This window comes from Vibrio satsumensis, from assembly GCF_050337435.1.
Taxonomy (GTDB): Bacteria; Pseudomonadota; Gammaproteobacteria; order Enterobacterales; family Vibrionaceae; genus Vibrio; species Vibrio satsumensis.
The window spans coordinates 1-21,088 of sequence record NZ_JAKJSX010000003.1; the positions used below are offsets into that span (position 1 = coordinate 1).

20 protein-coding genes, 5 tRNA genes and 1 other RNA gene are annotated in these 21,088 nt (G+C 44.7%); 13 read left to right on the plus strand and 13 right to left on the minus strand.

From position 1 onward, the window contains the following. Nucleotides 1-52: 52 nt before the first annotated feature. The 5 genes from L4C44_RS00130 to L4C44_RS00150 form a co-directional block, all read right to left on the minus strand. Nucleotides 53-137, minus strand: a tRNA-Tyr gene (locus tag L4C44_RS00130). Nucleotides 138-239: 102 nt separating this feature from the next. Further along, nucleotides 240-324: transfer RNA gene (locus L4C44_RS00135), tRNA-Tyr, on the minus strand. A gap of 103 nt (nt 325-427) precedes the next feature. Further along, nucleotides 428-512: transfer RNA gene (locus tag L4C44_RS00140), tRNA-Tyr, on the minus strand. 103 nt (nt 513-615) lie between these two features. Further along, nucleotides 616-700, minus strand: a tRNA-Tyr gene (locus L4C44_RS00145). A gap of 103 nt (nt 701-803) precedes the next feature. Next, nucleotides 804-888 (minus strand) — tRNA-Tyr (locus L4C44_RS00150). 549 nt (nt 889-1,437) lie between these two features. Here L4C44_RS00150 and L4C44_RS00155 point away from each other — a divergent pair. From L4C44_RS00155 to L4C44_RS00165, 3 genes are all read left to right on the plus strand, one after another. After that, nucleotides 1,438-2,514, plus strand: a complete 1,077-nt coding sequence (locus tag L4C44_RS00155) for an efflux RND transporter periplasmic adaptor subunit (protein WP_428804134.1) — start codon at nt 1,438-1,440, stop codon at nt 2,512-2,514. Then, nucleotides 2,514-5,627: a vibriobactin export RND transporter permease subunit VexH gene (vexH, locus tag L4C44_RS00160; RefSeq protein WP_428804135.1), complete on the plus strand. Its 3,114-nt coding sequence runs from the start codon at nt 2,514-2,516 to the stop codon at nt 5,625-5,627. Before L4C44_RS00155 ends, vexH begins: the two co-directional genes overlap by 1 nt. Nucleotides 5,628-5,754: 127 nt before the next feature. Next, a complete protein-coding gene (locus L4C44_RS00165; protein WP_004736423.1) occupies nt 5,755-6,075 on the plus strand; it encodes a DUF1244 domain-containing protein in 321 nt (106 codons plus the stop codon). A gap of 83 nt (nt 6,076-6,158) precedes the next feature. On the opposite strand, the gene L4C44_RS00170 is transcribed toward L4C44_RS00165, so the two are convergent. Beyond that, nucleotides 6,159-7,226, minus strand: a complete 1,068-nt coding sequence (locus L4C44_RS00170; protein WP_017064069.1) for a PLP-dependent cysteine synthase family protein — start codon at nt 7,224-7,226, stop codon at nt 6,159-6,161. A gap of 147 nt (nt 7,227-7,373) precedes the next feature. On the opposite strand from L4C44_RS00170, the gene L4C44_RS00175 reads away from it, so the two are divergent. Together L4C44_RS00175 and L4C44_RS00180 are read left to right on the plus strand one after the other, a co-directional pair. Further along, nucleotides 7,374-7,829: an Lrp/AsnC family transcriptional regulator gene (locus L4C44_RS00175; protein ID WP_017056968.1), complete on the plus strand. Its 456-nt coding sequence runs from the start codon at nt 7,374-7,376 to the stop codon at nt 7,827-7,829. A 72-nt stretch (nt 7,830-7,901) separates the two neighbouring features. After that, on the plus strand, nt 7,902-8,558 hold the full coding sequence (locus L4C44_RS00180; RefSeq protein ID WP_285952840.1) for a hypothetical protein: 657 nt from the start codon (nt 7,902-7,904) through the stop codon (nt 8,556-8,558). 125 nt (nt 8,559-8,683) lie between these two features. On the opposite strand, the gene tesB is transcribed toward L4C44_RS00180, so the two are convergent. Beyond that, nucleotides 8,684-9,544 (minus strand): acyl-CoA thioesterase II, encoded by an 861-nt coding sequence (gene tesB, locus L4C44_RS00185; protein ID WP_029405291.1) that lies wholly within the window; start codon nt 9,542-9,544, stop codon nt 8,684-8,686. 168 nt (nt 9,545-9,712) lie between these two features. On the opposite strand from tesB, the gene L4C44_RS00190 reads away from it, so the two are divergent. After that, nucleotides 9,713-10,153, plus strand: coding sequence for a YbaY family lipoprotein (locus L4C44_RS00190; RefSeq protein WP_327784081.1), 441 nt, complete (start codon nt 9,713-9,715; stop codon nt 10,151-10,153). Nucleotides 10,154-10,258: 105 nt separating this feature from the next. Here the strand turns inward: L4C44_RS00190 and L4C44_RS00195 are convergent, their stop codons facing one another. Then, entirely contained in the window at nt 10,259-10,561 is a 303-nt protein-coding gene (locus L4C44_RS00195; protein ID WP_102464422.1) for an MGMT family protein, read from the minus strand. Nucleotides 10,562-10,612: 51 nt separating this feature from the next. On the opposite strand from L4C44_RS00195, the gene L4C44_RS00200 reads away from it, so the two are divergent. Together L4C44_RS00200 and ffs are read left to right on the plus strand one after the other, a co-directional pair. Next, nucleotides 10,613-11,356 (plus strand): VP0952 family biofilm-associated protein, encoded by a 744-nt coding sequence (locus L4C44_RS00200; RefSeq protein WP_428804136.1) that lies wholly within the window; start codon nt 10,613-10,615, stop codon nt 11,354-11,356. Between the two features lie 196 nt (nt 11,357-11,552). Beyond that, an RNA gene (gene ffs / locus L4C44_RS00205) (signal recognition particle sRNA small type) lies at nt 11,553-11,649 on the plus strand. Nucleotides 11,650-11,737: 88 nt separating this feature from the next. Here ffs and L4C44_RS00210 read toward each other — a convergent pair. The 4 genes from L4C44_RS00210 to L4C44_RS00225 all read right to left on the minus strand — a co-directional run bounded on the left by L4C44_RS00210 (nt 11,738) and on the right by L4C44_RS00225 (nt 15,948). Continuing rightward, a complete protein-coding gene (locus L4C44_RS00210) occupies nt 11,738-11,989 on the minus strand; it encodes a GlsB/YeaQ/YmgE family stress response membrane protein (RefSeq protein ID WP_017105442.1) in 252 nt (83 codons plus the stop codon). Nucleotides 11,990-12,082: 93 nt separating this feature from the next. Continuing rightward, nucleotides 12,083-13,810, minus strand: coding sequence for an aspartate:alanine exchanger family transporter (locus L4C44_RS00215; RefSeq protein WP_428804343.1), 1,728 nt, complete (start codon nt 13,808-13,810; stop codon nt 12,083-12,085). Nucleotides 13,811-13,884: 74 nt separating this feature from the next. Next, entirely contained in the window at nt 13,885-15,279 is a 1,395-nt protein-coding gene (gene gad / locus L4C44_RS00220) for a glutamate decarboxylase (RefSeq protein WP_076671228.1), read from the minus strand. Between the two features lie 330 nt (nt 15,280-15,609). Beyond that, on the minus strand, nt 15,610-15,948 hold the full coding sequence (locus tag L4C44_RS00225; RefSeq protein ID WP_428804137.1) for a hypothetical protein: 339 nt from the start codon (nt 15,946-15,948) through the stop codon (nt 15,610-15,612). A 247-nt stretch (nt 15,949-16,195) separates the two neighbouring features. Between L4C44_RS00225 and L4C44_RS00230 the strand changes: the two genes are divergently transcribed. The 5 genes from L4C44_RS00230 (at nt 16,196) to L4C44_RS00250 (ending at nt 19,446) form a co-directional block, all read left to right on the plus strand. Then, on the plus strand, nt 16,196-17,029 hold the full coding sequence (locus tag L4C44_RS00230; protein ID WP_428804138.1) for an AraC family transcriptional regulator: 834 nt from the start codon (nt 16,196-16,198) through the stop codon (nt 17,027-17,029). A gap of 145 nt (nt 17,030-17,174) precedes the next feature. Then, on the plus strand, nt 17,175-17,903 hold the full coding sequence (locus tag L4C44_RS00235) for an AzlC family ABC transporter permease (protein WP_285952844.1): 729 nt from the start codon (nt 17,175-17,177) through the stop codon (nt 17,901-17,903). Nucleotides 17,904-17,905: 2 nt separating this feature from the next. Then, nucleotides 17,906-18,235, plus strand: a complete 330-nt coding sequence (locus L4C44_RS00240) for an AzlD domain-containing protein (protein ID WP_050644634.1) — start codon at nt 17,906-17,908, stop codon at nt 18,233-18,235. A gap of 50 nt (nt 18,236-18,285) precedes the next feature. Beyond that, entirely contained in the window at nt 18,286-18,591 is a 306-nt protein-coding gene (locus L4C44_RS00245) for an NIPSNAP family protein (RefSeq protein WP_146491757.1), read from the plus strand. A gap of 81 nt (nt 18,592-18,672) precedes the next feature. Further along, on the plus strand, nt 18,673-19,446 hold the full coding sequence (locus L4C44_RS00250; protein WP_428804139.1) for a ribonuclease H1 domain-containing protein: 774 nt from the start codon (nt 18,673-18,675) through the stop codon (nt 19,444-19,446). 193 nt (nt 19,447-19,639) lie between these two features. On the opposite strand, the gene L4C44_RS00255 is transcribed toward L4C44_RS00250, so the two are convergent. Further along, nucleotides 19,640-20,788, minus strand: coding sequence for a glycosyltransferase (locus L4C44_RS00255; RefSeq protein ID WP_146491759.1), 1,149 nt, complete (start codon nt 20,786-20,788; stop codon nt 19,640-19,642). Between the last annotated feature and the right edge of the window lie 300 nt (nt 20,789-21,088).

Here is a 21,088-nt window from a genome sequence, read left to right on the forward strand (position 1 = left end):
AAGCCCATCAACTAGGTTGTTCTCTTAACTCTCGAAAGAGGTAAGAAGAATATGGTGGAGGGAGACGGATTCGAACCATCGAAGGCAGTGCCGGCAGATTTACAGTCTGCTCCCTTTGGCCACTCGGGAACCCCTCCAGGGTGTGTCTTACTCTTCACAAAGTAAGCCTAAATTGATGTTTTCCCATAAGCCCATCAATCAGGTTGTTCTCTTAACTCTTAAAAGAGGTAAGAAGAATATGGTGGAGGGAGACGGATTCGAACCATCGAAGGCAGTGCCGGCAGATTTACAGTCTGCTCCCTTTGGCCACTCGGGAACCCCTCCAGGGTGTGTCTTACTCTTCACAAAGTAAGCCTAAATTGATGTTTTCCCATAAGCCCATCAATCAGGTTGTTCTCTTAACTCTTTAAAAGAGGTAAGAAGAATATGGTGGAGGGAGACGGATTCGAACCATCGAAGGCAGTGCCGGCAGATTTACAGTCTGCTCCCTTTGGCCACTCGGGAACCCCTCCAGGGTGTGTCTTACTCTTCACAAAGTAAGCCTAAATTGATGTTTTCCCATAAGCCCATCAATCAGGTTGTTCTCTTAACTCTTTAAGAGAGGTAAGAAGAATATGGTGGAGGGAGACGGATTCGAACCATCGAAGGCAGTGCCGGCAGATTTACAGTCTGCTCCCTTTGGCCACTCGGGAACCCCTCCAGGGTGTGTCTTACTTTTCACAAAGTAAGCCTAAATTGATGTTTTCCCATAAGCCCATCAACTAGGTTGTTCTCTTAACTCTTTAAAAGAGGTAAGAAGAATATGGTGGAGGGAGACGGATTCGAACCATCGAAGGCAGTGCCGGCAGATTTACAGTCTGCTCCCTTTGGCCACTCGGGAACCCCTCCAGGGTGTTTTTCCTAACTCATAATGGATAGGCTAAAGAGATGTTTTTCCCAACGCATCTCTCAAGTGCGGAGCGCATCATAGCAAACACGTTAAACCTGTAAAGAGTTTTTCTTATGGTTTTGTGTTGAATGCTGCCTTTTTGGGCAAAGATGGCGAAAAGTACGCATATTGCTCGGGAAGTGAACATCTGTACTAAGGTTTACGTATTAATAGGTAACACCTTGAGGTAACTGGCTTTCTGTATTGTGTTTGATTTATGTAATTAGCCAAGAAACGTAAATGGAATTTAATCTAGATTTACACTTCTTGACGTTACAGCATTCATCAGTTGATAGAATACGGTTAATTTCATTTATAGATAATAATACCAATCGTAGTAAATAACATGTCATCCTAGCTTGTTAAAAAGCTCGATAACGGCGTTAGAATTTTTGATTGTAGAATAACTACTTATCGAAAACTCTTCCTTGTTCTCAAGCCTTTTTCCTGCGCTATTTCTGACCGTTTACTTACTGTGATTGGTATAAACTTACTTGCAGACCATTATTATGAAGCGTAAATCTGTTTTAACCCTGCTTAGCTTGTCTATTCTTATGGCGTCTCCAGCCGCACTAGCTAAACGCATGGGCCCTAGCACTGTCACTGTTGTTACTGAGCAAGTTGATATTCACCAAGTTAGCCAATCTCTTTCGTTGGTCGGTAAGTTAGAAGCAGAACAATCTGTGATCATTACCTCTGAAGTAGCGGGCAGAGTTGACTCTATCAACATCAAAGCCAATCAAGATGTCACCAAAGGGCAGATGTTGGTTCAATTAGATGACGACAAAGCAAAAGCTGCAGTTGCAGAAGCGCAAGCGTACCTAAAAGACGAGAAACGTAAGCTAGCGGAATTCCAACGACTAGTGAAACGCAACGCGATCACGCAAACTGAAATTGACGCTCAGAAAACCAATGTAGAGATCGCTAACGCTCGTTTAGCCGCTGCAAATGCCAACCTGAAAGATCTGCACATCAGCGCGCCATTCTCGGGTACTGTTGGTTTTATCGACTTTAGCCGCGGTAAAATGGTGACAGCAGGTACTGAACTCGTGACCCTTGATGACCTGTCAGTAATGCAGTTAGACCTTCAGATCCCGGAGCGCTACCTTTCTAAACTATCTAAAGGTATGAAAGTAACGGCTCGCACCAGCGCATGGGGCGACACTCAGTTTACTGGCACAGTGGTCGGTATTGATTCTCGTATTAACGCTGAAACCTTGAACCTTCGAGTTCGAATCCACTTTGATAACAATAATGATTATCTAAAGCCAGGCATGTTAGTGGCAGCGGATATGGACTTCCCACCAGTGGAAGCGCCAATCATTCCCGTTCAAGCGCTTGAGTATTCAGGTACGAAGCGTTTCGTTTATGTTATCAGCGAAGATAACAAAGCGACTCGTACCGAAGTTTTCTTAGGTGCTCGTATCGACAACGAAGTCGTGATCGACAAAGGCATCGAAATTGGTCAGAAGATCGTGGTGCAAGGTATCGTGAACATGCGTGACGGCGTGTTGGTTCAAGAGCTTGCCGTCAATCGCCCAGTTGATGCTGCGAGTGATAAAAAAGTACAAGAAGGCGCTAACTAATGTTGTTATCTGATGTTTCTGTAAAGAGACCAGTAGCGGCCTTCGTATTGAGCCTACTATTGGTTGTGTTTGGTATTGTCTCTTTCAACAAGCTCGCAGTTCGTGAGATGCCAGATATTGAAAGCCCGGTGGTATCGATCAGTACCCGTTATGAGGGGGCTTCTGCCACTATCATTGAAAGCCAAATAACCTCCAATCTTGAAGATCAGTTATCCGGCATCAGTGGTATCGATGAGATCGAATCCACAACGCGTAACGGCATGTCGCGTATCACGATTACCTTTGAGCTTGGTTACGACCTCAATACCGGCGTGAGTGATGTTCGTGATGCCGTAGCTCGTGCGCAGCGTTCATTGCCCGATGAAGCCGACGACCCCATTGTTTATAAGAACAATGGTAGTGGTGAAGCCTCGGTCTACATTAACTTAAGCTCGACAGAGATGGATCGAACGCAGTTAACCGACTACACCGAACGTGTGTTGATTGACCGCTTTAGTTTGATTTCTGGTGTGAGCTCGGTGGATATCTCAGGTGGCTTGTACAAAGTAATGTACGTCAAGCTGAAACCTGCGCAGATGGCGGGTCGTGGTGTTACTACCTCGGATATAACTTCTGCACTAAACAGTGAGAACATTGAAAGCCCCGGTGGTGAAGTTCGTAACGATGCGATTGTGATGTCGGTTCGTACCGCTCGTTCTTACACTGAAGCGGAAGACTTCGAATACCTAGTCGTTAAACGCGCTTCAGACAATACACCTATTTACCTTAAAGATGTCGCTGATGTTTACATTGGCGCAGAGAACGAAAACTCGACCTTTAAGAGTGACGGCGTTGTTAACGTAAGTATGGGTATTGTGCCTCAGTCAGATGCGAACCCACTTGAGGTGGCTGACTTAGTCCATAAAGAAGTCGAAGCAATTCAAAAGTTCTTGCCAGATGGTACTCGTTTGGCTGTCGACTATGACTCAACAGTCTTTATCGACCGTTCGATCTCTGAGGTTTACAGCACGCTTTTTATCACGGGTGGCTTGGTTATCCTTGTGCTTTACATCTTTATTGGTCAAGCACGTGCGACACTTATTCCTGCGGTAACCGTACCTGTATCTCTGATCTCGTCGTTTATTGCGGCGTACTACTTTGGCTTCTCTATTAACCTGATCACTTTGATGGCACTTATCTTGTCGATTGGTTTGGTGGTTGATGATGCGATCGTGGTAGTTGAGAATATTTTCCACCATATTGAACGTGGTGAATCACCCTTGCTTGCAGCTTATAAAGGTACGCGTGAAGTAGGATTTGCGGTAATCGCAACAACGCTGGTATTGGTGATGGTATTCCTGCCAATCTCGTTCATGGACGGCATGGTTGGCCTATTGTTTACCGAGTTCTCGGTATTGCTCGCTATGTCGGTGATCTTCTCGTCTCTGGTCGCATTAACGTTAACGCCAGTGCTAGGCAGTAAAATCCTAAAAGCGAACGTTAAACCAAATCGTTTTAACCTGTTTGTCGAGCGCGTATTTGGCAAACTTGAGTCTGGATACCGCGCGGTATTGCGCCGTGCTCTAAACTGGCGTTGGGCTGCTCCAATCATCATTATCGCGTGTATGGGTGGTAGCTATGGTTTGATGCAGCAAGTGCCGTCACAACTGACGCCACAAGAAGACCGTGGTGTTATTTTTGCGTTTGTTCGTGGTGCTGATGCAACCAGTTATAACCGTATGTCTGCCAACATGGACATCGTTGAAGAACGCCTAATGCCGCTGCTTGGTCAAGGCTTCTTGAAGTCATTCAGTATTCAATCACCAGCGTTTGGTGGTAATGCGGGCGACCAAACGGGCTTCGTAATCATGATCCTAGAAGATTGGGATGAGCGTGACGTTACAGCACAAGAAGCGTTGAACCAAGTTCGTAAATCTTTAAATGGCATTCCTGATGTACGTGTATTCCCGTTCATGCCGGGCTTCAAAGGTGGTTCAAGTGAGCCTGTTCAATTCGTACTGGGTGGTTCTGATTACACTGAACTTCAGAAGTGGGCAGAGATCTTAAAACAAGCCGCTGAAGACTCTCCAATGATGGAAGGTGCGGATATCGATTACTCTGAGAAAACACCAGAGCTATTGGTAACCGTAGACAAACAGCGTGCAGCTGAGTTAGGTGTGAGCGTTTCGGATATTTCGGATACGTTAGAAATTATGCTGGGGGGGCGTAGTGAAACCACCTTCGTTGATCGTGGTGAAGAGTACGACGTGTACCTGCGTGGTGATGAGAACAGTTTTAATAACGCGAACGACTTAAGCCAAATCTACATGCGAACTCAGTCTGGTGAGTTGGTTACACTCGATACGCTGACGCACATTGAAGAAGTCGCTTCATCGATTCGTTTGTCGCACTACAACAAGCAGAAATCGGTGACCATTAAAGCGAACCTAATGGAAGGTTACACGCTGGGTGATGCACTCGACTTCCTTGATGAACAAGCGATTGAGCAGCTACCGGGTGATATTTCAGTGAGCTACTCAGGCGAGTCAAAAGACTTCAAAGAGAACCAATCGAGTATCTTAGTGGTGTTTGCGCTAGCGATGTTGGTCGCGTACTTGGTACTGGCCGCGCAGTTTGAAAGCTTCATTAACCCACTGGTGGTAATGTTCACCGTACCTATGGGTATCTTCGGTGGCTTCTTAGGTTTGGTGTTGATGAGTCAAGGGCTCAACGTCTACAGCCAAATTGGTATGATCATGTTGATCGGCATGGTTACCAAAAACGGTATCTTGATCGTGGAGTTTGCCAACCAACTTCGTGACCGTGGTATTGAATTTGAAAAGGCGATCATTGATGCTTCGGCTCGACGCTTACGTCCAATCATGATGACAGCTTTCACGACATTAGCAGGTGCCATCCCATTGATTACCTCAACAGGCGCAGGCTATGAAAGCCGAGTGGCTGTGGGTACGGTTATCTTCTTCGGTATGGGCTTCGCGACACTGGTAACTCTGTTCGTAATCCCTGCGATGTATCGATTGATTTCTGGCTCAACACGCTCTCCGGGTCACGTGGAAGCGGAGCTTAATAAAGAGCTTAGCCATGACAACGTGGGAAGAACCAGTCACGGTTAATGAGCACGGAATAGTGTAACAATATTGAAAAGCCTGCGTTTGCTCCTAGCGAATTGCAGGCTTTTTTTGTATAACACACAGAGCTCAACGAATTAATACAAGAAAACAAATACCAAAGGAAAGTAAAGTGGCTGAATTTAAATACAAAGATCTTTCTCAAGAAGAACAAGATAAGCTGGATGCAGCAACCTTTCGTCGCCTGTTAGCACACCTAGATAATAATAAAGATGTTCAGAACATCGATCTGATGATCTTGGCTGGTTTCTGCCGTAACTGTTTCAGCAAATGGTACAAAGCGGAAGCTGAGCAACAAGGCTTGGACTTGGATATCGATGACGCTCGTGAACGCGTATATGGCATGACTTACGATGAGTGGAAACAAAACCATCAGCCTAAAGCGACGCCTGAACAACTAGCAGCATTTGAAGCGAAGCAAAAACCAGAATAGAACTGGCTAATTTGGTTATCAAAGATATAAAAAAGAGCCCATCAAGGGCTCTTTTCTACTTCGAACTATCGGCTGATATGAACTTAAGCCAGTTCACCCGTCTGCGAGAAAGCTTCTAGCTTTGCCGCGTACGGTTGTAGGTCACCGATATTCAGATTTACCCACTCGTCATTGAAGTAAGTGTCTAGGTAACGCTCACCGCTGTCACACAGTAAAGTTACGATCGACCCTTTCTCGCCACGCGCTTTCATTTCACTGGCTAGCTGAAGCACACCGTACATGTTAGTACCGGTTGATGCGCCAACCTTGCGGCCAAGAATGTCAGATAACCAATGTGTCGTTGCGATACTTGCGGCATCTGGGATTTTACGCATTTCGTCAACCACACCAGGAATGAAGCTTGGCTCTGCTCGTGGGCGACCAATGCCTTCAATCTTGCTGAATGTACTGCCTTTCACGTTCGCATTGCCGGTTTGGAAGTATTCGTGGAATACAGAGTTCTCAGGGTCGACAACACAAAGCTTAGTTTCATGCTGTTGGTAGCGAATGAAGCGGCCGATAGTTGCAGAAGTACCGCCAGTACCTGGGCTCATTACTACCCAAGCTGGAACTGGGTGATCTTCCATCTGCATTTGATTGAAAATCGAGTTAGCGATGTTGTTGTTACCACGCCAGTCGGTTGCGCGCTCAGCGTAGGTAAATTGGTCCATGTAGTGACCATTCAGCTCTTCTGCTAAACGACGAGACTCATCGTAAATTTCATCTGATCGGTCAACAAGGTGCGCTTGGCCGCCGTAGAATTCAATCTGCTCAATTTTCTTCTTCGCTGTGCACTTTGGCATTACTGCAATAAATGGCAGGCCAAGTAGGCGAGCAAAGTACGCTTCAGATACCGCAGTGCTGCCTGATGAAGATTCAATGATTGTTGTTTCTGGGCCAACCCAACCGTTACAGATAGCGTATAAGAAGAGAGAACGCGCTAAGCGGTGCTTTAAAGAGCCTGTAGGGTGTGTGCTTTCATCTTTAAGGTAAACATCAATGCCTTCGATACTTGGTAGATCGAGCTTGATAAGGTGCGTATCCGCTGAGCGTTGGTAATCCGCTTCAATTTTACGAATCGCGTTGTTAATCCATTGATGGTCAGTGCACATAAGCGTTCTCCTGATCGAGTGTAGGAATTCTTTGTAATTGGTATGGTTCTAATTTATCTATAATTCGAGAGAAAAACTTTGCCATATTTGCTTTGTTTTGCTTAAATTGTAGAAAATTATTCTCTTTAAATTCGATTTGGTGAAAGTGTGATTGATGCTGTAGACAAAAAAATATTAGGGTTACTGCAAGAAGACAGCACGTTGTCATTGAACGATATTTCTGAAGCGGTCAATCTCACCACAACGCCCTGTTGGAAAAGGCTTAAGCGCCTTGAAGAGAACGGCATTATTGAGAAAAGAGTCGCGTTACTGAACCCGGAAAAATTGGACCTTTCCTTTACCGCGTTCGTATTGGTGAAAACCAGTGATCATTCTCATGAGTGGTATGGGCGTTTTGTGAATACCGTGTCGGAATTTCCAGAAGTGATGGAGTTCTATCGCATGGCTGGCGAATATGATTATATGATGAAGGTTCAGGTTAAAGACATGAAGTGCTTTGATGATTTCTACAAGCGCTTGGTGAATAGTATTGATGGTATCTCTAATGTGACCTCGACATTTGCGATGGAACCATTGAAGTACACGACAGCATTGCCGCTTTAAGCTACGCCTAGTTACTCATTAACTATCATGTCAGTTTAGATATCGTCCCTGCGATAAAGAAAAGGATTATTCATGTTTGCAAAAGTATCTACCGCTATCCAACTAGTATTGGCGATCGCCATTTTTTACCTTGGCTACACCATTTACTCATTCACCAATAAAGTCGGTGATATTGTCGATACCTATCCGCAGGTTATTGAGGATTTATCGGTATTGACTAAAGGTCTTAAAGTTGAAGAGTGGCTAGAGTTTGCATCTCATGTCGACGAGCTAGCCCCTCGAGTTTTAGATACTGTCGAAGAGGTGAGAAAGACCATCGATGACGTGAATCAAACCGTAGCGTCGGTCGACAACAAAATCCCTGCGATATTAGATGAAGTTAAAAATGTTCGAACGGAAGTTGAGCAGGTAAGAACTGATGTTATTCCACCAACATTAACTGAGTTAAAACGATATCGCGTCGACGTAATGCCACCAATGCTTGCGGAAAGTAAGTCTTACCGTGAACAGACTATTCCTGTCATTGTCACTGAATCTGAAATGCTACGAGCGGAAGTTCCGGGTATTTTGGCACAAGCTAATTTGTTAGCTGATAAGAGTAAAGAGCTCGCTCAGGGAGCCGCAGAAGGGGCGGTGAAAGGCGTAGTGTTATCACCATTTAACTTATTGCGAGATGCGGGGGATGGTATAAAAACTCGCGTACAAGGCGAGTTTGAACCCGCAGAATAGGGGAGTTAGGGCTTGGTTTTCTAGTTTGGTGAGTTGTCATATTTAATAGAAAGAGGCTAGGTGTGACACCTAGCCTTTTTCTATTTTGATGTGGCTTGTTTATTCAATTTAGAAGTAATTATTCGTCACTTAGTAAAACGCATCACACCTTCTTGTACTGCCGTCGCTACTAGCTCACCTTTTTGATTGAAGATCTCGCCGCGCACTAGGCCGCGAGTGTTCGCTGCCGTTGGGCTTTCAATCGCATAAAGCAGCCATTCATCCATCTTGAATGGGCGGTGGAACCAGATCGAGTGGTCAATCGTCGCCACTTGGAAGTTTGGCGTCATGATTGAAACTTCATGTGGGTGAAGCGCCGTCACCAAGAATCCCCAATCCGATGCGTAAGCAAGCAGGTATTGGTGAATGAGTTGGTTATCTGGCAACGCACCATTCGCTCTCACCCAAAGATACTGCTTTGCTTCGGTCTTTTTAGGCTTCAGCGGATTAACGACAGTAACAGGGCGCATCTCAATCGGCTTTTCGCCACAGAAAGTCTTACGCAGTTTCTCTGGTAAGAACTCAGCAATATGACTCGCTAGCTCAGTTTCAGAGGCAAAGTTCTCTGGCCCTGGGATGTTTGGCATTTCATTCTGATGTTCAAAACCTGGAGCATCACCATGGTAAGAAGCCGTGAGATAGAAAATAGGGCGGCCATTTTGAATCGCTTTAACACGGCGCGTGCTGAAGCTGCGTCCATCTCTTAGGTTCTCAACATCGTAAATAATTGGCTTTTCAGGATCGCCGGGAAATAGAAAATAACTGTGGAACGAGTGAACACTACGGTCATCTTGAACAGTATAACGGGCAGCGGAAAGCGCTTGTCCCAATACCTGACCGCCGTATACCTGTGGCAGACCGAGGTTCTCACTTTGCCCACGGAATAAACCTTCTTCCAGTTTCTCTAGCTGAAGTAAACTTAGTAATTCTTGTAAAGGTTGACTCATCGCCAGCATTCCTCTTCGTAAAATGGGTGTCAGATTATGGTGCTAATCATTTAGCTTAGTCAGATATCTGTCAATAAATCATAGGGTTTCAAGACAGAATATGAAAGCTCTCTTATAATTGGTGGGTAGATTTGCCGAGTCCGGCAAACATGTTGAGAGAAATTGAATATGAAAAAGGCTCTAATTTTTATTACGTCTTTAGTATCGTTTGGCCTACTTGTTGGTTGCCAAGCAACATCAGAAACGAACACTTCTCAGGAAGTGGTTGCAGAGAACGCTCAAGTGATTTCAGGAACAGTAAGCTATCGCGAAAGAATTGCATTGCCCGAGAATGCAGTGGTTACCGTAACGCTAGAAGATATTTCACTGGCTGACGCACCATCGACCGTTATCGCGACTCAAGAATTCACTACTGATGGTAAGCAAGTACCGTTCGCATTCGAGTTGAGCTACGACAACAACAAGATTCAACCGAACCACCGCTACAACATGCGCGCAACGATTCATGTTGACGGCAAACTGCGTTTCACAACTGACACAATTAAGTCAGTGATTACCGATGTAGAAAACACGCAACAAGCAGATCTACGCTTGGTTGGTGTTCGTTAATTAGAAATGGATGCCAATATTAAGGCATCTTGGTTAGTTAGTTAGTTAGTTAGTAAGTTGATTAGCTAATTCGTCTACTCGCTAACTAGGTGATTAGTGGCAGCTCTAGGGCTGCCATTTGTATATTCTGAGTTTAACCTTTCCTGCATCACTCACTTCAATCCCTTCTTCGACCAGATACTTCTTCTGGCGGTCAAACGAATCACCTTTCAAAGATATCTCGCCCTTACTGTTGATCACTCGATACCAAGGCAGTTTGCTACCTTCTGGTAAGTTACCTAATGCTTTACCGACATGTCGTGCATACCCCGGAAAACCTGAAAAACGTGCTATGTCTCCATAAGTTGTTACTTTTCCATATGGAATTTGGTGAATCACTGCAAAGATTTGGGGCAAAAATTGGTCCATACTAAAAATTCCTAGTTCATTAATACCACGGATCGGTAGAAGGAGAGGGCTATGGTATTTTCAACGTTTCAGTTCTTGATAACCACATTATTAGCGGTTGTTTGCGCGAGAGCAATCAGTTTAAGTGAGGGAGACATCCCTGTGCTTGCAATGGTAATTCCTGCTTTATGGATTTTACCGCAGGGGGGCATAGCAGGATTAGCTTTGCTTATTTCCATGACCACTTATGGTCTAACCCTTCCTTTGCAGCCCATTACGCTGTCTGTCAGTGCATGGGTACTATTTCCGCTATTGATGGTGGTCTTCTCAAGACGCAGTAGTTTGTCAGTCGTGATTATTTCCGGCTTGATTGTGACTACTTTGCAGGTCGGGATCATGGTCACGCAATCAGCAGGCAAGCTTGAAGGCGTCCCGTGGGTTACCACACTTCAGACCTTATCTATCATCGTAATTTGGTGGGCAGCCAATCATCTTAAGCCAGCCAGCCGACACAGCTGGTGGTCATTAGGCTTAATACTTCCATTATGGATAGCCGATTTACCTTATGCTGCTTTGGTGGCCTTGTGTATAACGGGCATCATGGCATCAATGGAAACGCTGACGCGCTTGAAAGCGTTCCGCTGGAATAAGCTACTGTGTTGGACACTGCCAACGGTCGGTTTTGCGGCTTTGGTGATAACCCCAAGCATTGAAGTACCAAGCCCTGTCTTTGTGGTGTGGTTGTGTCTATTAGGCACCGCGTGGATGACAGACTACATCATTCGTACAGAAGATAACGAAGACATCGATGTCTAGTTCTTCAGCAATCCAAACCTTCCAAATGCAGGTAAATGGTGAATTTACCTGCGATTTTCTAGTGGTTTGAATAAAGGATAAGCACTTAGACCGCAATTGTTCAAAAATAGGGTGGAAGGGCTTGCAATGGTTGCTGTGATGCTTAATAATCCAATCACTCTTTGAGGCAAGCCTCTAAGAAAACGAATCTATGGGGGCCTGGTCCTCCCGCAACAATAGCTCGTGAACTCGGTCAGGCCTGGAAGGGAGCAGCCGCAGCGAGTGACTTGTGTGCCGGGATGTGGCTGGGTTCCCACCCCTTAAAAAAGCCGCTCTTAATGAGCGGCTTTTTGCTATCTGAAGCTTAATTTTATCTTGTTTATGACTAGACGTGCGAAAATATCAGTTTTTGAGGAAACGGTTATAAACAAACAGCAACACGAATGCGCCAAGCGTTGCGGTTATAATACTACCGATGTTAATGCCGTCGGCACTGCCGAGGCCGATGAAGCTCCCTAAAAAACCACCAACAAAGGCACCAGCAATACCTAGAACCATGGTGGCGATCCATCCACCACCATCGTTGCCCGGCATTAGCCACTTAGCTAGCGCCCCTGCAATCAACCCAAGAATAATCCAAGATATAAACCCCATAACTTCTCCTTACTCATTATTGTGTTAGGTGTATGTCGTCACACATCTATGGTTACGTTTAAATCATAGACCATGAATCAAAGCTCGATTTAACTAACTGATGACCATTGCGATGTAACCCAGAATAAGAACCAATACCGATGTTAAAGCGTAGGGCACAGGATAGCCGATCGCTGGCATGTCACTGTGACTGGCATCTTGTGCGCCTTTCATTGCAGGCGTACTGTTCCTGCCTCCGGCACAAGCGCCAGCTAAAATTGCAGGATTCATTTTGCGGAAATATAAGCCGTACAACCAAGCTAATAAGGGTGGTACTAAAGCAGCTGTCACCCCGAGCAAAGCTATCTTGATGACAACGATGCCTTGAAAAGAGGCCAGTATTTTGGGGCCTACCGTCGCTGCCAATACAGCAACAAACAGATTTAGGCCGATGTCTTGAAGAAAGCTTCTTGCTCCCTCGCTCATAGGGCCGCCAAAACTTGGATTTCGCGTGCGTAGGAAAGAAAAAATGATCCCGGTGAGCATACATCCTGCCGAGGTTCCCAATGCAAATGGAATACCTGCGACTGTGACACTTAAATGGCCGAAGACATAACCAATTAATAAAGAAACGGCGAGATAGAAGGTTTCTGTGACGGTACTCTCGACGATGGGTACACTGTTCAACTTAGTGGCTGTTTGTTCTACACACCACTGAGAGCCGGCAATTCGAACCACATCGCCAACTTCGATCTGGGTTTGTGGTAATAGAGGTTGCTGGTGGCCTTGTCTGAAGACTGCTTTAAAGTAAACACCAAAACCGACTTCGGAATGTAACTGCGCTATCGTTTTTCCTGCATGTTCGGACTTCCCAACGTGAATGTCCGCTACTTCGATATCGACATTTCTAGCTCGTGGTTCATCGACTTCATTTCCGATATCAGCTTCACCTTCCGCAATCAAGACGCGATATTCTCCGCGAATGCCAATAACATCATTTAACTCAAGCATTGGGTTATCAGAAGCATCAATGACTTGCTCACCTCGAACCACTTTAAGCACGGCCGCATCAGGAAACTTCTGATACAACTCTTGCACTGAACGGCCAACTAACTCTTGGTGTGTGACTTTATAGGCACGAACATCAATCGGTAAAACACCCACATCTGAAAAACCAAAGGTGCTTGGGAGTTTTTCATTGTCGTCCCCTGTGGAGAATTCGGCCTCTGCCTGTTTACCTGCTTTGACGGGGTCAATTCCAAAGAGAGAAGGGAGGTACTTAATGAACAAGATGATGAGGACGGTCGACAGGACATAGCTTATCGCGTAACCCGCCGCGATATTGGCACTGACCTGATCAATGCTCATCCCTTCCGGTGGAGTAAATGCGCCTGAGCTAATTGCTGACTGCGCTACGCCCATTACTGCCGTCACTGTGTAACTGCCAGAAATGATGCCCGCGGCATAGCCGGGCTCAAGGCCCATGAGCTTGGCGCCGATGACAACAATCGCAAAATTGCTGAACACGACAATTAAACCGATCACGACAAAGTCGATCCCTCCTCTGGCGAGACCGGAAAAAAATTGCGGCCCCACTTTCATCCCAATTGCGTACATGAACATCATTAAGAAAATGTCGGAGACCAATCCTGGTTCTTCAATTTTTAGTCCATAAACTGAGAAGGACGTTAGTGCGATACCAACGCCAACGATTAGGGTGCCAGCTGTTGTGCCTAAGCTCACACCTTTAAAAGTGAGTCGACCAAGTGGATAACCAATGGTGAGTGATAGAAAGAGAAATACAAACGGGTTCTCTGACAAGTAACTAAATAGAAAGGACATAATGTCACCTGCTAACTTGTTGATATAAGGGCAAGGAACCATGAAGGCTCCTTGCTTTAAGTAAGATGGGACAATTAGCTGTGATTAAAGTTACTCGACTCGTCAGCGTCGCTACCATTGACGACCGGGTGTTTGTCAAAGAAATCAACGCAGTGTTGTAAGTCGGAAATCAAAAGGTCAGCCATATCACGACTAAAACCATGACGAACCAAAATACGCATGATTACCAGATCTTCACGCTCGGCGGGCATCGCATAAGCGGCAATTTGCCAACCACGAGATCGGATGCGATCCGAAAGATCGTAGAGGTTAAAGCCTGGATTTGCGCCATCTTTAATTGACCAACTTAAGGCAGGGATGCCACCGTGGCCATCGTAGATGATGTGAAAGATACCCATCTTTTCAACTTCTTTGGCAAGGTAACGAGCCGTGTCATAACAAGCATCATGGATCTTACGGTAGCCCTCTTTACCAAGACGTAAAAAGTTATAATATTGCGCAACGATTTGACCACCAGGGCGGGAAAAATTGAGCGCAAAGGTCGGCATGTTGCCACCGAGGTAGTTGACGTTGAAAATCAAGTCTTCATGCAGAGCATCCGCATCTCGCCAAACAACCCAGCCAACACCAAGTGGAGAAAGACCAAATTTATGCCCAGAAGCATTAATGGATTTGACCCTTGGCAAACGGAAATCCCACACTAAATCTGGGTCGCAGAATGGGGCGAGAAAGGCACCACTTGCACCATCAACGTGAATCGGAATATCTAATCCGGTCTCTTCTTGTAGTTTATCTAACGCTTCGTGTACCGCTTGTACTGGCTCGTACTGGCAAGTAAAGGTCACGCCTAGTGTCGGGACGACACCAATCGTGTTCTCGTCACAACGTTTGATTACTTCCTCTGGGGTCATGATCAGACGATCACCTTGCATTGGGATTTCGCGAAGTTCAATGTCCCAGTAACGGGCAAATTTATGCCAACAAACCTGAACTGGACCACAAATAAGGTTAGGACGGTCAGTTGGCTTACCTTGCTTCTTCATTTTCTCACGCCAAGCCCATTTAAGCGCCATACCACCAAGCATTGCGGCTTCACTTGAGCCAGTTGTTGAACATCCCATTGGATTTTCAGCGTTAGGTGCATGCCAAAGATCGGCGAGCATATGTACACATCGAGATTCGATTTCTGCCGTTTGTGGGTATTCATCTTTATCGATCATGTTTTTGTCGATGCATTCATCCATCAATTTATGGACTTCGTCTTCGACCCATGTTTGACAGAAGGTCGCAAGGTTCTGACGTGAATTGCCATCTAGCATTAGTTCATCATGCACGACTTGGTAAGCATGAGCGGGTGCATGCTCTTGCTCTGGGATTCGATACTTGGGCATAACAACGGAAAGATCTTTGGAAGAATAAACATCATCTAAGAGTGAACCACGAACAGTCGATTTTTTATGAAGAGGCATGGTGAATCCTTTATCTTATTGAATTTATTTTACTTATTGCTATTGAAATATCAGTAAATAGCAATATTGGCAGCTAAATAAACATAGCAGAATTTTATAAAAATTCAGCTTAAATAAGAGTCTGGTTGCTTATTTCACGTTGTTTTATCTTGTTTTGTGCACGGTAAAACAAATATTTCAAAAGTACACTGTGTGGTGAAAAAACGGAGTTGTCATGATGAACTTTATGTGAGTGTTGATGCTTATCTTTTAGTGTTGTAAATTTTGGATATATAATCTTGTCGGCTGATTATAATTTGGTCATTCTACGATGTTAAATTTTTAATCCTCTCAATTCGCAGGCAAAACAACCGCAGACGCTTCTTCCTCTGAATCTTCTTTGTCTTCGACTTGTTCAGCTACCCAATCAATCGTCTTTGTTAGATAGAGCTTGTTGGTTTCGGTATCGCACCAACGCTTTGATAATCCTCTACGATTAAACTCACTGCCAATCGCCGCAAGTGTTTGGTTGCTCGAGCGCCCGTAATACAAGGTGTCACACAGTTCTAGGTTAGACATAGATTGTGGATACGTATTAACTGAAGAGGCGTTCATGCTGAGAGCTTTGGATTGATTGTGTGTACACCCAGTTAGGCTGAAGAAAAAGAGAAGGATTAGCGTGTTTTTCATAGTGTATCAGGTCTATTGCCGATGATTAGAAGACAGTATTGCCATGACTTCTTTACTAATTTGTCAATTTATTGCCAACTCGGGGCATACCTAGACTTTCCTCTCAGTTAGAAAGCAATATCGCGAGGGCCTAAAGCAACGATAAGAGCAGTATTAACAAACAAAAGCGCAATTTTGTACAAAAGTTGAAAGAGCCTATAGAGTAGACTGATAAGTCGCTCGATAATTAACAGGCTTGGGAATCGTTATGGAGAACAAGAAACGCTCTAAAGAAAAGACCGAATATAAGATAACGGAAGAGTTCGGTGGCCTTGAAATCCTTAATGCTGAATACGAGAAGCAGAACTTCTCGCGCCATAGCCATGAGGGCTACACGCTTGGGGTTATTGAGCAAGGCGCTCAGCGTTTCTATCGAACGGGCGGACATCATATTGCACCACAAGATGCGATTATTCTCGTGAATGCCGATGAAGTTCATAGCGGGCACTCTGCCACAGAAGGCGGTTGGGCGTATCGAGCGATGTATCCACTCCCAGAGCAACTTGCCAAGATCACTCAAGAGTTAAACTTACCTAACTACGGTGCACCATACTTCCCAAGAGCGGTTGTAGAAGACCCTGAGCTCGCCAATCAATTGAGATTAGTCTTCAACACGATTGATGAGTCTGATAACCGCTTATTAAGAGAAACATTGATGTATGGGATGTTGGTTAAACTGATTAGCCGACACGGAAAATCGCCGCTTAAACCCCAACTAGATGGAAAAACTCAGCGCCAACTTGTCTTAGTGAAAGAGTTCTTAGATGACTTTCCACAAGCTGATGTGTCCTTAGAGGAGCTGTCAAAGTTAGCGGCTTTGAGCCCGTATCATTTAGTACGTTCCTTTCAAAAAGAGTTTGGTCTTCCGCCGCATGCGTATCAGATCCAATCTCGGCTAAGGCTTTCGCGTAAGTTATTGAAACAAGGACATACCATTTCAGATACCGCTCAAGAATGTGGCTTTCATGATCAAAGCCATTTTCATCGACACTTCAAAAAGGCCAATGGCTACACGCCGGGGCAATACGTCAAAATGCTCTAAACTTGCGTGGCTAAGGCATGGCTAACTTGTGTTAAGTGCGGCTAAGGTACGGTGAATTGGGGCATGAAATTGAGCAAGTTTGTACAATCGAACCGACTCAACTCCTCTTACATTGAATAGCCAATGTGAGAGAAAAAAGAATTATATGGATAGTGAAACAATGGATAGACGAACACAGTTATGGAAGGGCGTTTTAGCGGGAATGCCTTTGAGTATTGCGGTAATCCCTTGGGGAATTCTAGCCGGTTCATATGCGATAGATGCCGGATTGAATCAACTTCAAGCGCAAGCGATGTCGGCTATTTTGTTCGCAGGGTCGGCACAACTTGTTGCTGCAGGCATGTTCAAAGCGGGTATTGGCTTAGGTACTATGCTTCTGACCACACTGTTCATTACCTCAAGGCACTTTTTATACAGTGTATCGATGCGCGACAAAATCAGTCACCTTCCTGTGCGCTGGCGCCTATTACTTGGATTTTGGCTTACCGATGAGCTGTTTGCGATTTGCAGTGGGCAATCTCAGCAGGAATTTAATCGTTGGTACGCAGTTGGTGTAGGTGGGGTATTTTACTTTGTTTGGAATATTGCGAGCTTTGTTGGCATTGTCGCCGGTAGTCAAATTCCGTCACTCAACGAAATTGGGCTCGACTTCGCGGTTGCAGCAACCTTTATCGCTTTGGTTTTTCCATTAATCCGCACTCTACCCGTCGTGGTATGTGTGGTTGTTTCTCTGGTCACTTCGGTTGCCATGTCGGTTAACAATATTGAGGGTGGACTAATGATTGCAGCGATTGCCGGTATGTTAGCGGGCTTTTTCAGCGAATCTTTCCAAGAGCGAAGCAACGGTAACAAGACAATCGTAGAGGGGAAATAGAGATGATTTGGTTAACGATATTACTCATGACTGCGATTGTTTTCTTTAGTCGGTATCTGTTTTTAGAACCTGCAATCCCGCTTCGGCTCAATCAAACCGCAAGACGCCTATTACGCTATTCAAGCCCAGCGGTACTGACAGCGATTTGGGGACCCATTGTATTTGCTCCTGAACAAACATTTTGGCCAAGCCTTGAAAACCCATACTTGATAGGTGCGGTGGTGACTGGCTTGCTGATTTGGAAAACAGGCAATGTGCTGTTAACGATCGGCGTCAGCATGGCGGTGTTTTTGTTCTATAACCTCGTTGCGGTTGATTACCTTTTCTCTTGAGCTTCAATTTAGGTTTTATGTTTCTCCCATGATTTAAAGGCTATATAAATATGATTACTTGTTATGTTCGATATGTGATTGATCCTAAGAAGGTAAATGAGTTTGAGGCATACGCAAAAATGTGGATTCCTTTGGTCGCTAAATTTGGAGGCCAACACAATGGTTATTTCTTACCGTCGGAAGGGGCGAACAATATTGCCTTGGCGCTGTTTACCTTTGAAAGTTTGGCTGCTTATGAAGAGTATCGAATTAAGTCGCTGAGCGATGCTGAGTGTATTAAAGCGTTTGAATTTGCAGACGAAGTGGATTGCATCGTGAGTTATGAACGCAGTTTTTTTAGACCTGTTTTAGAGTGATAGACCTTGCAACGTATAGCGTGGTGGCATCTAATGTACTGATTCACTGTTTGTGTGTTTAGGTTTTGGTAAGGAGTTAGTTTGGCTAAGAAATATTATGTGGTTTGGAACGGTCGCACACCGGGTATTTTTACCACTTGGAACGAGTGTAAAGCGCAAGTTGATGGCTTTGCTGGTGCGAGATATAAATCGTTTCCAACACTAGGCGAGGCTGAGTCTGCTTTCGGCGGTAAAACGTCGTCTGCGTCAGGGTCTACGGCTACAAAGCCAAGCTCTACGAGTAAGTCGACGAAAGCAAAGGTGCCGCCTCTTTCAGAGCAGCAAATCACTGATATGCCTTTTGATATCAAGATCTTTACCGATGGTGCTTGTGAGCCAAACCCTGGTGAAGCAGGGACGGGGTTGGCGGTTTACCAAAACAACCAATTAACAGAATTGTGGTATGGCTTGTATCAGCCTGTTGGTACCAACAATACCGCCGAGTTACATGGCCTTAAACAGGCGTTTTTACTCGCAAAAGAGAAGTTAAACTCAGGTTTGTCTGTTGCGATTTATTGTGACTCTAAGTACTCGATAGATTGTATTACTAAGTGGGCAACTGGTTGGGAGAAAAAGGGCTGGACGAAGTCGGGCGGCGAGATCAAAAACCTCGATATTATTAAACCTGCCTATGCGCTCTACCAAGAACTGGCTTCAAAAATTACCATCTACCATGTGAATGGGCACGTTGGTATTGAAGGTAACGAATTGGCCGACAGAATGTCGATTGTGGCTATTTCATCGCAAGAGCAACAACTGACTCAATATCGTGATATCGAAGATATTGAATCTATTTTGGCACTGCGAGCTGGCTAGCTAGGCATTCTTAATGAACAGCTAATAAAAGTTACTGAAAACCGAAGATCTCATAATTAGGTAGAAGATGCTAAATTGAGCGTTACATTTGAAGTTGATGTAGCGCTTTGCTTTTCTTGTGGAAGCTGGTGGTGCTTAGTTTCTTAAGTGTTAATTAGTTGCCTTAGTAGTAATTAGCTACTTTAATTAGCTACTATTGAGCCGGGTCTTCTATCCAGCGAGATAATTGCTGAGCTTGTTTTATCGAATTAAAACTGTCCTTCACTCTCTGACGTGCCTTTAATCCCATTGACGTTTTATCATTGCTGCTCAACTGTGCAAAACGCTCAATCGCTTCTCTTAATTCCTCAACGTTCTTTTCGTTAACCACAAAACCGGTTTCAGGTGAGACGATCTCTTTGCATCCCATGATGTTGGTCGTAATGACGGGTGTGCCTACGGCCATCGCTTCTTTTAAAACGAGTGGTCCGGTATCCACACATCCTGTTTCAGAAAAGCAGAATGGTGCGATTAGGCTCTCATAGTTCGACAGTTTCTCTTTCACCCACTCGTTAGGTTTGGCGCCAAGAAAGGTCACGTTTCGAGTGAGCCCTTGCTCTTTTACCTGCAGTTTTAATTGTTGCTCTAAATCACCAGTACCGATGATATCAAGATGAATGTCAAGAGGTTGGGCTATCGGTGCTAATGCATCAATAAGGTGGTGGAGACCTTTTTGTTCAACTAACCGGCCAAGGAAAACAAAGCGAAGTTGTTTCGTTTCAGTTTTTGGATTGAGTTGGAATTGTTTGGTATTTACTCCGCAGTGTAGGAGCTTAACGTTTCCTTTCGCCATAGTATTGAAGTCCGCGAGCATGTCTTTGCAGACAGCGACCACAAAATCACTCGAAGAGATTTTCTGTTCAATATCATAAGCAAACTCGTAAACATCGTGGCCATGAGCGACAAACGAGCAAGTAATATTGAGAAGCTTTGCTGCTACGATAGCGTGAGCTGTGGTGTGCTGACAGAAATGTGCATGAACGTGTTCTACGTCTTTTTCTGCGAGTTGCAGTGCTAATTTGAATCCATAAGCGAACAGTGACTTTTTAGGCATACTGGTTTGCTTAGAAATAAATGAGATAGCTTTGAACAACCCTAGCCAGTTAATGTGGGTCACTTTACCCATCTGAACGTCTTTGCCAATTTCGACAATGTCGTAGTCAAATTGTTTTTCGCTGTTTTCAATTTTGAAGGTCATGACACAGACATCGTGTCCACAATCTTTCAAGGAGTCGACTTCTGTTTGAATGAAGGTCTCACTGAGTACAGGGTAGGTTGGCGCCACAAATGCTACTTTCTTCATTCCTTACTCCTCAAATCCATATGATTAAAGCGATCAAGCCAATGTAATAACCAATAAAGCAAGATACGAACCAAGATCTAATCGTAGCTTGGGTGGGCATTTCAATGGTTTTTTGAAGGCTACCCACCTAGAAGTGTCCCGTTTTCTCAAATTGATAGTCAAATTGAAGTTGTAGGTTTTTCGACCTGATGCGTTTTGTCGTCATTTTGGGAATGGACGCGTAGGTGGCTGATCTAGAAATGATTTTGTAGCTAGAAACTCTCGGCATAGAACATGCAACGTCAGCCATATAACGTATAA

Excerpts from the sequence above, each read along its gene's own strand:
- L4C44_RS00155 (WP_428804134.1), top strand. The coding sequence starts at position 1,438 with ATGAAGCGTAAATCTGTTTTAACCCTGCTTAGCTTGTCTATTCTTATG.
- vexH (WP_428804135.1), top strand. The coding sequence starts at position 2,514 with ATGTTGTTATCTGATGTTTCTGTAAAGAGACCAGTAGCGGCCTTCGTA.
- L4C44_RS00170 (WP_017064069.1), bottom strand. The coding sequence starts at position 7,226 with ATGTGCACTGACCATCAATGGATTAACAACGCGATTCGTAAAATTGAA.
- L4C44_RS00180 (WP_285952840.1), top strand. The coding sequence starts at position 7,902 with ATGTTTGCAAAAGTATCTACCGCTATCCAACTAGTATTGGCGATCGCC.
- tesB (WP_029405291.1), bottom strand. The coding sequence starts at position 9,544 with ATGAGTCAACCTTTACAAGAATTACTAAGTTTACTTCAGCTAGAGAAA.
- L4C44_RS00190 (WP_327784081.1), top strand. The coding sequence starts at position 9,713 with ATGAAAAAGGCTCTAATTTTTATTACGTCTTTAGTATCGTTTGGCCTA.
- L4C44_RS00195 (WP_102464422.1), bottom strand. The coding sequence starts at position 10,561 with ATGGACCAATTTTTGCCCCAAATCTTTGCAGTGATTCACCAAATTCCA.
- L4C44_RS00200 (WP_428804136.1), top strand. The coding sequence starts at position 10,613 with ATGGTATTTTCAACGTTTCAGTTCTTGATAACCACATTATTAGCGGTT.
- L4C44_RS00210 (WP_017105442.1), bottom strand. The coding sequence starts at position 11,989 with ATGGGGTTTATATCTTGGATTATTCTTGGGTTGATTGCAGGGGCGCTA.
- L4C44_RS00215 (WP_428804343.1), bottom strand. The coding sequence starts at position 13,810 with ATGTCCTTTCTATTTAGTTACTTGTCAGAGAACCCGTTTGTATTTCTC.
- gad (WP_076671228.1), bottom strand. The coding sequence starts at position 15,279 with ATGCCTCTTCATAAAAAATCGACTGTTCGTGGTTCACTCTTAGATGAT.
- L4C44_RS00225 (WP_428804137.1), bottom strand. The coding sequence starts at position 15,948 with ATGAAAAACACGCTAATCCTTCTCTTTTTCTTCAGCCTAACTGGGTGT.
- L4C44_RS00230 (WP_428804138.1), top strand. The coding sequence starts at position 16,196 with ATGGAGAACAAGAAACGCTCTAAAGAAAAGACCGAATATAAGATAACG.
- L4C44_RS00235 (WP_285952844.1), top strand. The coding sequence starts at position 17,175 with ATGGATAGTGAAACAATGGATAGACGAACACAGTTATGGAAGGGCGTT.
- L4C44_RS00240 (WP_050644634.1), top strand. The coding sequence starts at position 17,906 with ATGATTTGGTTAACGATATTACTCATGACTGCGATTGTTTTCTTTAGT.
- L4C44_RS00245 (WP_146491757.1), top strand. The coding sequence starts at position 18,286 with ATGATTACTTGTTATGTTCGATATGTGATTGATCCTAAGAAGGTAAAT.
- L4C44_RS00255 (WP_146491759.1), bottom strand. The coding sequence starts at position 20,788 with ATGAAGAAAGTAGCATTTGTGGCGCCAACCTACCCTGTACTCAGTGAG.